This window comes from Pandoraea sp. ISTKB (assembly GCF_001721285.1).
Classification (GTDB): Bacteria; Pseudomonadota; Gammaproteobacteria; order Burkholderiales; family Burkholderiaceae; genus Pandoraea; species Pandoraea capi.
This window is the reverse complement of the sequence record NZ_MAOS01000072.1, coordinates 1-14,087: the sequence shown is the minus strand read 5'-3', so window position 1 is coordinate 14,087 and position 14,087 is coordinate 1. Positions and strand designations below refer to the sequence as shown.

The window sequence follows — 14,087 nt, the reverse complement described above, 5'->3', positions numbered from 1 at the left end:
TGCGTACCCCCTGGGATTCAATCGGAGGAATAGGAAGGAGATTGACCGCCATTTCGAGCCATGCCCTGTCGCGGGACATCTCTAGAATGGCTTCCTGACGGCATCGGGCGGGGTTCGCCCCCCAGGCACAGGGACACTGCCCGGTGTCGTCGGCTTCACAGCTTGAAGTGGGTTGAGTGCCGGATGCCCCGAAATCATCTCGGGCGACGGCCGCAAGGAGAGTGAGCATGGCAGGCAAATCCGGCGACCGTCTCGCCCGTGCCCCGCGCCCGCATGGCGTTCGGGTCGGCCAGCGCGCGCGCCGTCGATCGGTCCTGTCGCGTCTGATGGCTGTGGCGTTCGGCATTGCCACCGTCGGCGCCCTCGGCATCATGGTCGGCCCGGTTTCCGCCGCCGCTCAGAACGTCGTGAACCCCGGTGTCGCCACCGACCCTGCCGCGCAGAACCTCGGCAGCACGCTCGGTCCCGGCGCCATCGTCATCCCCGGTAACAATGCCGCCGCAGGCGGTGTCGCGTCGAACGTGCCGAGCATGGTGCGTCCGGTGACGGCGAACGCCGCGCCCACGCAAGCCGTCGCGGTGCAAGCGCCTCAGGTCGCGCAACCGCAGACTGCCCAATACCAGAACACCCAGGTCATCCGTCAGACTGCCGAGCGGTTCCTGCGCGAGCAGACGACCGGCCTGCCCGGCCAGGTGAGCATTACCGTGGGCGAGTCGGTCTCGGACCACATGCCCGCATGTACGGCGCTCGAACCCTTCCTGCCGCCCGGTGCGCGCCTGTGGGGAACGACGAGCGTCGGCGTGCGCTGTGCAGGGGAGCGTCCGTGGACGCTGTATCTGCAAGCCCGCGTGAGCATCAACGCCACGTACTTCGTCGCCGCCCGTCAGATCAATCCGGGCGAGACGATCGGGCCAAACGACCTGTCGCCGCGTCAGGGCGATCTCACGTTGCTGCCGCGCACGGTCGCAACCGATGCCGGCCAGATCGTCGGCACGGTGGCGGTGAACCGGATCACGTCCGGTCTGCCGATTCGCTCGGACCTGCTGCGCAGTGCGATTGCCGTCCAGCAGGGACAAACCGTGCGCGTGGTCTCGCGCGGCTCAGGATTCGAAGTGAGCACGGAAGGTCAGGTGCTCACGCGTGCCAGCGCGGGCGATCCCGTGCAGGTGCGCACCCGCGCCGGACAAGTCGTCAGCGGCACGGTAAAGACAGGAAAAAATGGCAACGTCGAAGTCGAAGTTGCCCTATAAGTGATCGCTCACTATCATTAAGTATTCGCTGAAATCACCCGGGCACTTGAACTGGTAACAGGATGTTACTTGCCTAAAGTTATGGCGGATAATGCCGTTACACAGGCAGGTTTCTGGGGAAAGCACATGAAAATCGACCCACCCGCCAATCCGTTGACTGGTGTCGGCGCGAGCAAGGCGACGACTGATCGGACGACGACCGGCACTGTGAATGCTGACGCGACGGCTGCGCCTTCGGCGAACGTTGGCGGCGGCGCGAACGTGAGCACGAGCTCGCTGTCGTCGGAGATGCGTGCATTGCAGGACGGGCTGGCGAAAACGGGCACGGCGGATATCGACGTGGCGAAGGTAGAGGCGATCAAGGCGGCGATCGCCAACGGCCAATTGGCCATCGACACATCCAAGATTGCGGACGGTCTCATTGCGACCGCACGCGATTTGCTCTCTGCGCAATCGAAGTCATGACAACCGAAGCCCTGCTGAACGCCCTGTCAGTCGAGACGACCGCTATCGGTACGTTTTCGGCATTGCTCGGGGAAGAACAGCAGGCATTGGTGAGCGGCACGCTGGACGCGCTGCCGGAGCTGACCGAGCGCAAGACGCGCGCGGTCGTGGAACTCTCGGCGCTCGGTCGCGACCGCGATGCGCAGTTGCAGGCGTTGGGCTTTACCCCGGATGAAGCCGGCGCGACAGCGGCGGCGGCAACCGATGCCCGCATCGCCACGGCGTGGAACGCACTGCTTGCCGCTGCGGCCGAAGCCAAGCGCGCCAACGACACGAACGGCCTGCTCATCAATACGCGCCTGACCTACACGCAGCAGGCGCTGAACGTCCTCTACGGCCCGAGCAACAACGCCCCACTCTACGGCCCCGACGGCCGCACCACCCCGCGCTCGAGCGGGGGCAGCGTTACGGCCTAACTGACCCGACCAAACCCCAAGCTGGCGCTGACCGGGCACTCTGCCTTAGCTGAGCGCGAGTTTGAGGCTTGCCAACCGATTCAGGCTCACCCCCATCTCTGCGGCTTCGATGACTAACGCGCGATGTAGCGTTGGCGGAATGCGCACGCGGAATTCCCCGCTGTAGCGGTGCTCTGCGAGCGGCTCCGGGACTTTTTCGCCGTTAGCCCGCATATCTGCGACAACCTCGGTGACCGTACTGCGAATGCCATCCAATGCGCCTTCCGGTGTCTTATCCAGCCATGAAAGTGACGGAAACTCTGCGCACAATCCCACATGCTCGCCATCTTCGGGCGACCATGTCAGGCGATAGGTGTAGTGATTGACGTTCATGCTTTGCCCTCGAATTTGCGGATGGCATTTAACACTTGGCGCACCTGGTAAACCTTCGCCATTCCCCCTGAGTTCTGCAAATTGACACGAGGATCGCCGAACCAAGGTGTCTTGAAAATTGTGTGACTACCCGAAATGCGGGGCTTACCAAAGTAAGCCTCGCATAGTGATACCAACTCGCAAAACCTCACGTTTGCGGGCTCGCGAGTCATTTTGGCAAGAAGTTTAGTGGAAGGTAACATGCCAGAATGGTGCCAATAATAGCACCACTTCTTCAAGCTACCATTGTCCGAAAAACGGCAGGGCCAATGCATGCTGATATGAAAAAATCCCTCGACCTGGGGTAAGGTCCGAGGGATTCTCGACGTACGCCTGTTTCTACTTTGTATTCAGCGCATCGTCGCTGTCAATTCGCCGACGTCCACGCCTTCTCGCGCAACGTCGCGCGAAGACGCGAGATCGCCTGGCTGTGCAACTGACACACGCGGGACTCGCTGACTTCGAGCACCGCGCCGATTTCGCGCAGGTTCAGGCCCTGTTCGTAGTACAGGCTCATCAGCAACTTCTCGCGATCGGGCAAGCGGTCGATGGCGTCGACCACACCGCCGCGCAAGCCTTCGTCGAGCAACATCGTCAGCGGGTCAGCGCCCGGATCGGCGCAGATGCGGTCGATGAACGGCTCTTCGTCCGCCGATTCGAAATCTTCGTAATAGATCAGCTGGCAGCCGTGCACGTCCTGCAACATCTGCTGATACTCGGTCAGACCGATCGACATCTCGCCCGCAATCTCGCTCTCGGACGGTCCCCGTCCAAGACGCTGCTCCAGACGCTGCACCGCCTTCTCGATCTCACGCGCCGTCTTGCGAATGCCCCGCGACGCCCAGTCCAGCTCGCGCAACTCGTCGAGCATCGCCCCGCGAATGCGCTGGCTCGCGTACGTCTCGAACTGCGCGCCCTGCGTCTCCTGGTACCGGTTCGCTGCATCGAGCAGCCCCAGCATGCCGGCCTGAATCAGATCTTCCAACTCCACGCTGGCCGGCAGCTTCGCCATCAATTGCAGCGCCAGACGGCGCACCAACGGCGCGTATTGGGTCAGCGTGTCGTTCGTGTCGACCTTCCCGCGCGCGGTATACATGTTTCCCTCCGCTTCCTCTCGACGCGTGCCGTGACGCTCAGGCCGTGTGCGCGCTCGCCGCGCCCACGCCATGCGTCATCTCGCCACCGCGATCGCCGCCGATATCACCGATCCCCGTCGGACCCGTCTCTCGCATGGCGAGCGGCCAATGCGTCACCTGCGACGCCAATTGACGATACGCCACCGCTGCCGGCGCCATCGGGAAGGCATCGACCACGGTGCGCGTCAGATGCCGCGCACGCACGACCTGCCGATCCGACGGCACATGTCCCGCCAACTCCAGCGACACCGCCAGATAACGGCTCGCCGTCGTGGCCAGATTGCGGCACACCACGCGTGCCTCCATATCCTCGGCCCGATTCACCAACACCCGGAATTGCGCCAGCGCATACTCGAAATGCGCCTGCTTGATCCACGAATACGCCCCCGTGATCGCCGCCGGCTCACACCCCAGCACCACCAGCACGTCGTGCGCATGCGCCGCGAGCGGGCTCAGCACACCGCCGGTGTGGGTGCAGTCGACGACCACGACGTCGGGCTCGCCCGCCGTCAACATCGGCAACGAGTGCTGCGGATCGATACGCTCCGGATGACGATGCGCCACGGGCACCAGCACCACGTTGTCGCGCGTGTGTACGCGAATCGCATCGGACGACACGCGTCCGGCAATCACGTCATGGATGTCGCCGCGCAGCGGCAGGCCGAGCGCAGGCGCCGCATGGCCGCTCTCGTCGGCCAGTACGACATCCTGACCGTGATGGGCCAGCGCACTGGCCAGATTCAACGCCACACTCGTCTGACCGGCTTCAGGCGCACTCCCCACCACCGCGACGATACGCGTGGTATGACGCGCCACCAGACGGCGCAGCCCCTCAGCTTGATCGAGTACGAGTTTAACCAAAGCAGGCCTCGCCTGAAGGTTGAGCAGGCGCGAACAGCCCGCTGTAATTGGGATCGACCCCGCGCACCACGGCCGGCAAATCTTCCTCGGACGGTACGAACGGCGAACCCGTCACCGGCGCCGACAGCGCCGTGTCGATCAGGAACTGCCGGTCGGCCACGTGCAGGTTCTCCGGCACGCGCTGTCCCGTGGAAACGTAATGCACCGGCAAACGGTGGCGAATCACCGTATCGAGCACCGACCCGAGATTGGTCGTCTCGTCGAGTTTCGTCAGAATACACCCGGCCAGATCGCCACCGCCCTCGGCGCTGGCACTGCGGTACGCATGCACCACTTCGTTGAGCGTGTCGCCGTGGCTCGTCGCGTTGAGCAACAGCAGACGCTGCACCGGCGTTTCCGCCCCGCACAGCATCGCCACCTGCTCCGGTACCGTGCGGTCGCGCTGGCTCATGCCAACCGTGTCGATCAGCACCATGTGCTTGTTGCGCAGCTCGGTCAGCGCCAGACGCAGGTCCGTCGCATCCTTCACCGCGTGCACCGTCACGCCGAGAATCTTGCCGTAAATACGCAACTGCTCATGACCGCCGATACGATAGCTGTCGGTCGTGAGCAGCGCGAGCTTCTCCGCGCCGTGACGCATCACACAACGCGCCGCCAGCTTGGCCGTGGTCGTCGTCTTGCCCACGCCCGTCGGCCCCATCAGCGCGTACACGCCGCCGCGATCCATCAGTTCGTCTTCGTTCGGCATGATGGGCAGGTTGCGCTTGAGCGCATTCTTCACCCAGTCCAGACCGCTTTCGCGGTCGCTGCCTTCGGGCAGATGTTCGAGCAACGCACGGCCCAACTGCGCCGAGAAGCCCGCGGCGAGCAAGGTGCGCAGAATCTCGCCCTGTGCCGGCGAGCGACGTTGCTTGTCGTTCCACACCAGTCCGGCGACCTGCTCTTCGAGCAGCCCGCGCATACTTTGCAACTCGCCCATCATCGACTGCGCAAACGCGCTCGTCGCTGCGATGTCGTTCGCCGCGCTCGCCTGCGGGGCGGAAACCGGGGGCGCCGCCGGGCGCGGACGTGGCCGATGCGTCGGCATGTCGCCGCCGGCCAGTGCGTCCAGATCCTCCTCCGCCAACGCCACGATCTCGACGCCGTTGGCAACCGAACGATTGGACAACACGACCGCATCGGGTCCGATTTCCTCGCGAATCTGGCGCAGTGCGTCGCGGCACGTGCCCGCAAAGAATTTCCGAATCTTCACGCTTGACCTCCGATGAGTGCCGTCATTTTCACATTACGGGTATCTGGCACTTCCGCATACGACAAGACCTTGAGCTGCGGCAGGCTGCGACGCAAGAAGCGCGAGAGCAGCGAACGCAGCGGATGTTGAACCAGCAATACCGTCGGCAAGCCCTGACGCTCCTGACGCGTCACGGCCGCCTGGGTTTCACGCAACAACGTGTCCGCGAGGCCCGGCTCGAGGCCGGTGCCACCGCCGGCCGACAACGCCTGCGTGAGAATTCGTTCGAGATTGGCGTCGAGCCCCACCACTTCCAGATCGCCGCTGCCCGGGAACACGCTCTGCGTGATCGCGCGACCCAACGACAGGCGCACCAGCGCCGTGAGGTCGTACGGGTCCTGCACGCGCGCGCCATGCTCGGCGATGGTGTCGATGATGGTACGCATGTCGCGAATCGGCACCTGCTCTTCGAGCAGGTTTTGCAGCACCTTCTGCAACGTGGTGAGCGCGATGGTCTTCGGCACCAGGTCTTCGATGAGCTTCGGCGCGTCCTTGCCGATACGCTCGATGAGCTGCTGCACTTCCTGGCGTCCCAGCAATTCGTGCGCGTGGGCGTTGATCAAGTGATTCAGGTGCGTAGCGACCACCGTCCCCGCATCGACCACGGTGTAGCCGTACGCCTGCGCCTGATCGCGCTGACCGACGTCGATCCACGTGGCCGGCAGCCCGAACGCCGGATCGCGCGTCGGCGTGCCTTGCAGCGGCGCGCTGACCTGTCCCGGGTCGATGGCCAGCAACTGGCCCGGATACGCTTCGCCCTCGCCGATGATCACGCCCTTGAGCGTGATGCGGTACTGGTTCGGCCGAAGCTCCAGGTTGTCGCGAATGTGCACCACCGGCGCGAGAAAGCCGATTTCCTGCGCGAACTTCTTGCGGATGCCCTTGATACGCTTGAGCAGTTCGCCGTCCTGATTGCGGTCGACGAGCGGAATCAGACGGTAGCCGACTTCCAGCCCCAGCGGGTCGACCAGCGCCACGTCGTCCCACGAGGCTTCGGCCACTTCGGCCGGCGCCTGCGCGGCCACCGGTGCCGGGCGCGTCGCCTGCACCTTGGCTGCTGCGGCCTTGCGGAACTGCCAGCGGGCGAGCGCGCCGAGACCCAGCGCGAGCAGCAGGAAGGCAAAGTGCGGCATGCCCGGGATCAACCCCATCAGGCCGAGAATCGCCGCCGTGATACCCAGCACCTGCGGGTTGCTGAACAGTTGCGAGACGACCTGCTGGCCGACGTCTTCGTCCGTCGCCACGCGCGAGACGACCACACCGGCGGCGGTCGAGATCACCAGCGCCGGGATCTGCGCGACGAGACCGTCACCGATGGTCAGCAGCGTGTAGTTCTTGGCCGCGGTCGCCAGGTCCAGATTGTGCTGGACCACACCGACGATCAGCCCGCCGATGATGTTGATGAGCATGATCAGCAAGCCCGCGACCGCGTCACCGCGCACGAACTTGGAGGCGCCGTCCATCGAGCCGTAGAAGTCGGCTTCCTGCGCGATCACGGCACGGCGCTTGCGGGCTTCCTCTTCGCCGATGAGACCCGCGTTCAGGTCGGCGTCGATGGCCATCTGCTTGCCGGGCATGGCGTCGAGGGTAAAACGCGCGCCCACTTCGGCGATACGGCCGGCACCTTTCGTGATCACCATGAAGTTGATGACCACGAGGATGATGAACACCACGATACCGACGGCGTAGTTGCCACCGACGAGGAAGTGGCCGAAGGCCTCGATCACCTTGCCGGCGGCGTCCGGGCCGGTGTGGCCTTCGAGCAGCACCACGCGGGTGGACGCCACGTTCAGCGACAGGCGCAGCAGCGTGGAGAACAGCAGCACGCTCGGGAACGCGGCGAAGTCGAGCGGCTTTTGCGTGTACATGCTCACGAGCAGCACCATCACCGCCAGCGCGATGTTGAACGTGAACAGCAGATCCAGGATGAACGGCGGCAGCGGGAGGATCATCATGCCCAGAATCATGATGATCAGCACCGGCGCGGCGAGCGACTTCAAATTGCCGCCGAGGAGCATTTGCGACGTACGCAGCAGCTGGTTCGCGCGTGGGTTGAGGTTCATTCGTTACACTCGTTTCGACCCGAGGCGCCGGGGCGCATCGAGTTCTGCCGGCACCGGCAGGTCCGACGGGGTCATCGGCTCGACGCCCCCCTCGGTACGCCAGCGGCGAAGCTGGAAGACCCACGCCAGCACCTCGGCCACGGCCGTGTACAGCGTGGCCGGGATTTCGTGACCGATTTCCACGTGACGGTGCAGGGCACGCGCCAGCGGCGGAGCTTCGAGGATCGGAATGCGGTGCTCCGCAGCCATCTCGCGGATACGCTGCGCGACCAGATCGGTGCCCTTGGCGAGCACGCGCGGCGCGCGCATGTTGTCCTTGTATTCGAGGGCGACGGCAAAGTGCGTCGGGTTCGTCACGATCACGTCGGCCTTGGGCACGTCCTGCATCATGCGACGGCGCGCCGCCTGACGCTGCAGCTGCCGGATGTGCGCCTTGACGTGCGGATCGCCCTCGGTTTCCTTGTTTTCCTGACGCACTTCCTCTTTGGTCATGCGCAGCTTCTTGTAGTGCTGCCAGATCTGGAACGGCACGTCGATGGCCGCCACCAGCAGCAGCGACGCCACGATGAACGCGCAGCACACCACGATCATCTCGCCCACGTACGGCAGCGCAGCGCGCGGCGGCTGGGTCATCAGGCCCATCACGGCGTCTTTGTCGCGGGCAATCGCCCAGTACGCCACGGCGCCCACCAGAAGGGTCTTCGCCACCGCCTTGATCAGCTCGACCAGTCCCTGCGTGGAGAACATGCGGCCCAGCCCCTTGAGCGGGTTCAGACGGCCGAAGTTGGGGGCGAGCGACTTGGTCGTGAAGAGCCAGCCGCCGAGGGCCATCGGCGCCACGATGGCTGCGATCACCAGCAGACCGAGCAGCGGCGCGATGGCCATGAGCGCGTCGGCGCCCGAGTGGGCGGCGTACGACAGCATGCGACGGGTGTCCATCGCCGTGCCCGGCTCGAACTGCATGCCGTGGCGCATCAACTGCGCGAAACCCTGCGAGATGCGGTCGGCCGTCATCCACATGCCGGCCACGCCGGCGGCCAGCAAAGCGAACGTCGAAAGCTCGCGCGAACGCGCGACCTGACCCTCCTCGCGCGCCTTCTCAAGGCGCCGGGGGGTCGGTGATTCCGACTTTTCGAGATCGCTTTCCTCAGCCATGCCCTATCCACAGCGGGCGGACGAACCCACCCTATCGCGACTGATTATGGCGGTAACCGTCAAGTCACAAAGGGGGGAATAGAGGCGGGATTGGGCGGTATATTGGGGCAGACGTTGCGACAACGTCGGGATCGGGGGCGCGAATGTAGGGAAAAGCCCTCACCAGACGGGATTCCGCCAGCCGGTTGAGAGGCTGGCGGGGACCAGACGAGACGCCGCCATCACGGGCTCAGCCGCCCGCGACGATCCGGCAGACGTCAGAAACCGAGGCTCGCGAGCAGGTCGTCGACCTGGCCCTGATCCGACACGATGTCGGTGCGCCCTTCCTTCTTGATCTGCGGCCCATTGAGCAGGGAATCTTCCGCTTCCTTGCGCTTCTCGGGCGGCATGTTCTCGAGCAGCGTCTGGAGCAGATGCTTCTCGATCTCCTGCACCACGTCCATGATCTTCTTGATGACCTGCCCGGTCAGATCCTGGAAGTCCTGCGCCATCATGATTTCCATCAGATGGTTGTTGGTCGCGCGGGTGTCGTCCGGCACGCGACGCAGGTAGGTGCGGGTCTCGGTGACGAGCTTGCGGGCGTCGTCGAGTTCGAGCGGCTGGTCGAACCACTTGGCCCAGCGCTCGTCGAGCGCGTTGGCGTCCGCTTCGAGACGGTCCTGAATGGGCTTGGCCAGCTCGATCGCCGTCAACGCCCGCACCGCCGCCTGTTCGGTCATGGTGGCGACGTAGTTCAGGCGGTCGCGTGCATCCGGAATGGCCTCGGCGGCCTGTTCCAGTTGCTTGTCCAGACCGAGTTCGCGCAGGTTGTCGCGCAACATGCGCGTCAACTGCCCGATGCGCATGAGCATGCGCTCGGCCGGATCCGCCTCGCCGGTCACGTAAGCGCCACTGGGCTCACCCGGCCATTCAGTGCTCGACTCGTGGGTCACGTTCAGGCCCCCGTTTTTTCCATTTTCTCGAAGATCTTGCCCAGCTTCTCATCGAGGGTCGCGGCCGTGAACGGCTTGACCACATACCCGCTCGCACCGGCCTGGGCGGCGGCGATGATGTTTTCCTTCTTGGCTTCGGCCGTCACCATCAGCACGGGCAACTTCGAGAGGTTGGGATCGGCGCGGATTTGCTGGAGCATCGTCAGGCCGTCCATATTCGGCATGTTCCAGTCCGACACCACGAATTCGAAGCTGCCGCCGCGCAGCTTGGCGAGCGCCGCCGCGCCGTCTTCCGCCTCGTCGACATTCGAGAAACCCAGCTCCTTGAGCAGGTTTCGCACAATGCGACGCATCGTCGGGAAGTCGTCGACGACCAGGAACTTCATGTTCTTATCAACCATCATCACTCCAATTCTGCCGGTCCCCCTCGGGGGGCCGACGATATTCATGGGCAAATTCCGCCGTCACTCAGTGCCCTGAGTGTGGACGCAAATCGCTGCGGACCATACGGCGAAAAAACGCCAAAAACCGAACTATACCCGTTGCGTGCGTTCGCCGAATTTCGCGACCTGATGAAGCACTTTTCGGGCCATCTCGTGCAACGGCACCACCTCTTCCGCGCCGCCCATCGCAATGGCCTCGCGCGGCATGCCGAACACGATGCAGCTCGCTTCGTCCTGCGCGAACGTGTGCGCACCGGCGCGGCGCATCTCCACGAGGCCAGCCGCACCGTCGCGGCCCATGCCCGTGAGAATTACCCCGATGGCGTTACGTCCCGCGTGCACGGCTGCGGAGCGAAACAATACATCGACCGACGGCCGATGTCGATTCACCGGCGGCGCCGGATCGAGCAGCGCCACGTAGTTCGCGCCACTGCGCGAGAGCTGCAGGTGGGTGTCGCCGCCCGGTGCGATGTACGCGTGACCCGGCAACACACGCTCGCCATGCTCGGCTTCCTTCACCGTGATGCGGCAAAGCCCGTTCAGGCGTTGCGCGAACGACTTGGTGAAGCCCGCCGGCATGTGCTGCGTGATCAGAATCGCCGGCGCGTCCGGCGGCATCGGCACAAGCACTTCACGAATCGCCTCCGTGCCGCCCGTCGACGCGCCGATGATGATCAGCTTTTCCGTCGAGACCAGCGGGTTGCGCAGCATCGGCGCGGCTTCCACCGGCGCCGGCGCGGCACTCTTGGGCGGTGCGCTGCGCACGCGGGCACGCGCGGCGGCACGAATCTTGTCGGCGATCATCTCGCCGTATTCGAGCATGCCGTCACGAATCCCCAGACGCGGCTTCGTCACGAAGTCCACTGCCCCGAGTTCGAGCGCGCGCATCGTGACTTCCGAGCCACGCTCGGTCAGCGACGACACCATGAGCACCGGCATCGGGCGCAGGCGCATGAGCTTCTCGAGGAAGTCCAGCCCGTCCATGCGCGGCATTTCGACGTCGAGCGTGAGCACGTCCGGGTTGTGTTGCTTGATCAGGTCACGCGCCACGAGCGGATCGGGTGCGGTCGCCACGACGGTCATGTCCGGATGCGCATTGATGATCTCCGTCATCAGGCTGCGCACAAGTGCGGAATCGTCCACGCACAGGACTTTGATTGGTTCGCTCAAGCCTCCTCCATTTTTCGGTTGTCAGGCCCCGGCCGAGGCTTGGCATTTCTGGCCGGTGGCGCAAAGAGTTCTACGGAGCCCCGTACTTCGCGTGCACGCAAACGCTGCGCGTACGCCTGTTCCCGCTGGACGATGGCCGGATCGCCCCGGTCGCCCAGCTTCTTGACCATCACCCGCCCGGTGCGTGGCAAAAAGCACACCTTGCGCGGATGCGGTCCGAGCAGATCCTGCGCAGTCACGCGAATCTGCTCCATCTCGAGATAGCGCAACACGAAATTCGCGTTGCGATCGCCGATATTCAATGTGGTCATGCCCGCGAGCACCGCGCCGCCGCCGAAGACTTTCGCCTCCAGACGCTCGCGCCGCGCGCCGAGCTTGATCAGCTCGTTGATGAGCATTTCCATCGCGTAGGCGCCGTAGCGCATGGACGCCGAGAGTAACCGGTCGCGCTCACTTTCGCCATCGTCGGGCAGCATGAAATGGTTCATGCCGCCGATGCCCGTGACGCTGTCGCGCACACACGCGGCGACACAGGAACCGAGCACCGTCACGAGCATGATGTCTTCGGTCGTGACGTAATACTCCGAGGGCAGCAACTTCACCGCCTGCGTGTTGAACGCATTGTCGAAGTAGTGGTTGGTCGCGAGCGCTTCGGCCAGTGGCTGTGCCATCTCAGGCTCCCCGTGCGCCCGCACCGGCCAGTTCGTACACCGTCTGCCCACGCAGACGGAACGCCCGGCTCACATACGTAAAGTTCTCCGAGTGGCCCGCGAACAGCAGGCCATCCGGTTTGAGCAAGGGGACGAAGCGCTCCAGAATGCGCGCCTGCGTGGCCTTGTCGAAGTAGATCATCACGTTACGGCAGAAGATGACGTCGAACGGCCCGCCGATGTGCCACGACGGCGCGAGCAGGTTGAGCGGCTCGAACGTGACCAGTTGCTGCAATTCGGGACGCACCTTGATCTTCCCCGAGTTCGCTCCCGTGCCGCGCAGGAAGTGCCGACGCAGTTGTTCCTGCGAGAGCTTGCCGGTCTGCTCGCCGTTGTAGACGGCGGCGGAGGCACGCGCGAGCACCTGGGTGTCGACGTCGGTGGCGATCACGCTCGCATTGGGACGCGAGCCGAGCGTGTCGACCAGCGTCATCGCGATCGAATACGGTTCTTCGCCCGTCGATGCCGCACAGCACCATACGGAAATCGGTTTGGCGCGGTTGCGCACGAAGTCGGCCAGCAGCGGGAAGTGGTGCGATTCGCGGAAGAACGACGTGAGGTTCGTCGTCAGCGCGTTGGTGAACGACTCCCATTCGCTGTCGCCGGTGTCGGCTTCGAGCATGTCGAGGTATTCGGTGAAGCTCGTCATGCCGAGCGCACGCAGGCGCCGGGCGATGCGGCTGTACACCATCTCGCGCTTGTGCTCGGCCAGCGCAATCCCGGCACGCTGGTAGATCAGGTTGCGAATGCGGCCGAAGTCGGCCAGCGAGAAGGCGAAGTCGCGCTCGCCCGAGAGGGCGGCACCGCTTGCGCGCGCGAAATCCGCGCTGCGCGAGCCAGCGTCGCCGTCGGTGCCGGAGGCACCGCGACGCGTCAGATGCGAGGTGTTGCGCGAATCAGTCATGGTGTCTCACTTTGTCACGGCGTCATGTGCCCGCCGATCCCCATTTCCACTACTAAACTGCCGACGTCGTTACTGCTAATCCAGCGCTGCCCTGCCCGACTCATGCCGCGCGTGCCATCGGTCGCGGTGCGCTGTCGCGACGCGGCGTACCGAGCGCATGCACGCTGCCTGCCGCTGCTGCACCGCCCATGCCGCCGGTCTGGAACACCGACACCGCCGCGCGCAACTCGTGCGCCTGCGATTCCAGCGCCCCCGCAGCCGCAGCCGCCTGTTCCACCAGCGCCGCATTCTGCTGCGTGACTTCGTCCATCTGCGTCACAGCGCGGTTGACCTGCTCGATGCCGCTCGACTGTTCGGCAGACGCCGCCGAGATCTCGCCCATGATGTCCGTCACGCGTTTGACGGCCTGCACGATCTCTTCCATCGTCTGACGCTGACGCGCTACCAGCGCCGTGCCGTCCTGCACGCGACGCGACGAATCTTCGATCAGCGCCTTGATTTCCTTCGCCGCCGCCGCACTGCGCTGGGCCAGCGTGCGCACTTCGCCTGCGACCACCGCGAAGCCACGGCCCTGTTCCCCGGCGCGCGCGGCTTCGACCGCCGCGTTCAGCGCCAGAATGTTCGTCTGGAACGCAATGCCGTCGATCACACCGATGATGTCGACGATCTTGGTCGAGCTGGTCGAAATGCCGTCCATGGTCGCACCGACCTGCCCGGAGACTTCCCCGCCGCGCGTGGCGATCTCGGACGCGTTCACGGCCAACTGGCTCGCCTGACGCGCGTTGTCGGCGTTCTGACGCACGGTGGCCGTCAGTTGCTCCATCGACGATGCGGTCTCTTC

General features: G+C 64.6%; 15 protein-coding genes. 3 read left to right on the top strand and 12 right to left on the bottom strand.

Annotation, left to right across the window (positions count from 1 at the left end; translation table 11 throughout):
- Window positions 1-227 precede the first annotated feature (227 nt).
- From flgA to A9762_RS23935, 3 genes are all read left to right on the top strand, one after another.
- Window positions 228-1,250 (top strand): flagellar basal body P-ring formation chaperone FlgA, encoded by a 1,023-nt coding sequence (gene flgA, locus A9762_RS23945; RefSeq protein ID WP_069344489.1) that lies wholly within the window; start codon window positions 228-230, stop codon window positions 1,248-1,250.
- Window positions 1,251-1,376: 126 nt separating this feature from the next.
- A complete protein-coding gene (gene flgM / locus A9762_RS23940) occupies window positions 1,377-1,715 on the top strand; it encodes a flagellar biosynthesis anti-sigma factor FlgM (protein WP_069344488.1) in 339 nt (112 codons plus the stop codon).
- On the top strand, window positions 1,712-2,170 hold the full coding sequence (locus tag A9762_RS23935) for a flagella synthesis protein FlgN (RefSeq protein WP_069344487.1): 459 nt from the start codon (window positions 1,712-1,714) through the stop codon (window positions 2,168-2,170). The genes flgM and A9762_RS23935 overlap by 4 nt, the downstream gene beginning before the upstream one ends.
- Before the next feature lie 45 nt (window positions 2,171-2,215).
- Here the strand turns inward: A9762_RS23935 and A9762_RS23930 are convergent, their stop codons facing one another.
- The 12 genes from A9762_RS23930 to A9762_RS23875 form a co-directional block, all read right to left on the bottom strand.
- Window positions 2,216-2,542, bottom strand: coding sequence for a type II toxin-antitoxin system HicB family antitoxin (locus A9762_RS23930; protein WP_069344486.1), 327 nt, complete (start codon window positions 2,540-2,542; stop codon window positions 2,216-2,218).
- A gap of 406 nt (window positions 2,543-2,948) precedes the next feature.
- Window positions 2,949-3,677: an RNA polymerase sigma factor FliA gene (locus A9762_RS23925; protein ID WP_046290192.1), complete on the bottom strand. Its 729-nt coding sequence runs from the start codon at window positions 3,675-3,677 to the stop codon at window positions 2,949-2,951.
- A gap of 37 nt (window positions 3,678-3,714) precedes the next feature.
- On the bottom strand, window positions 3,715-4,578 hold the full coding sequence (locus A9762_RS23920; RefSeq protein WP_069344485.1) for a hypothetical protein: 864 nt from the start codon (window positions 4,576-4,578) through the stop codon (window positions 3,715-3,717).
- Window positions 4,571-5,830 (bottom strand): flagellar biosynthesis protein FlhF, encoded by a 1,260-nt coding sequence (gene flhF / locus A9762_RS23915; RefSeq protein ID WP_069344484.1) that lies wholly within the window; start codon window positions 5,828-5,830, stop codon window positions 4,571-4,573. The genes A9762_RS23920 and flhF overlap by 8 nt, the downstream gene beginning before the upstream one ends.
- Window positions 5,827-7,887 (bottom strand): flagellar biosynthesis protein FlhA, encoded by a 2,061-nt coding sequence (gene flhA / locus A9762_RS23910; protein ID WP_371443321.1) that lies wholly within the window; start codon window positions 7,885-7,887, stop codon window positions 5,827-5,829. The genes flhF and flhA overlap by 4 nt, the downstream gene beginning before the upstream one ends.
- 48 nt (window positions 7,888-7,935) lie before the next feature.
- Window positions 7,936-9,087, bottom strand: coding sequence for a flagellar biosynthesis protein FlhB (flhB, locus tag A9762_RS23905; RefSeq protein ID WP_069344482.1), 1,152 nt, complete (start codon window positions 9,085-9,087; stop codon window positions 7,936-7,938).
- 257 nt (window positions 9,088-9,344) lie between these two features.
- Window positions 9,345-9,968, bottom strand: coding sequence for a protein phosphatase CheZ (gene cheZ, locus A9762_RS23900; protein ID WP_256388788.1), 624 nt, complete (start codon window positions 9,966-9,968; stop codon window positions 9,345-9,347).
- 53 nt (window positions 9,969-10,021) lie between these two features.
- On the bottom strand, window positions 10,022-10,420 hold the full coding sequence (gene cheY, locus A9762_RS23895) for a chemotaxis response regulator CheY (protein WP_042113604.1): 399 nt from the start codon (window positions 10,418-10,420) through the stop codon (window positions 10,022-10,024).
- A 132-nt stretch (window positions 10,421-10,552) separates the two neighbouring features.
- A complete protein-coding gene (locus A9762_RS23890; RefSeq protein WP_083254242.1) occupies window positions 10,553-11,632 on the bottom strand; it encodes a chemotaxis response regulator protein-glutamate methylesterase in 1,080 nt (359 codons plus the stop codon).
- Window positions 11,629-12,303, bottom strand: a complete 675-nt coding sequence (cheD, locus tag A9762_RS23885) for a chemoreceptor glutamine deamidase CheD (RefSeq protein WP_069344481.1) — start codon at window positions 12,301-12,303, stop codon at window positions 11,629-11,631. Before cheD ends, A9762_RS23890 begins: the two co-directional genes overlap by 4 nt.
- Window position 12,304: 1 nt before the next feature.
- Window positions 12,305-13,246, bottom strand: coding sequence for a CheR family methyltransferase (locus A9762_RS23880; RefSeq protein ID WP_139133372.1), 942 nt, complete (start codon window positions 13,244-13,246; stop codon window positions 12,305-12,307).
- Window positions 13,247-13,346: 100 nt separating this feature from the next.
- Window positions 13,347-14,087, bottom strand: a 741-nt coding sequence (locus A9762_RS23875; RefSeq protein WP_240493692.1) for a methyl-accepting chemotaxis protein, incomplete at its 5' end; no start/stop codon positions are given.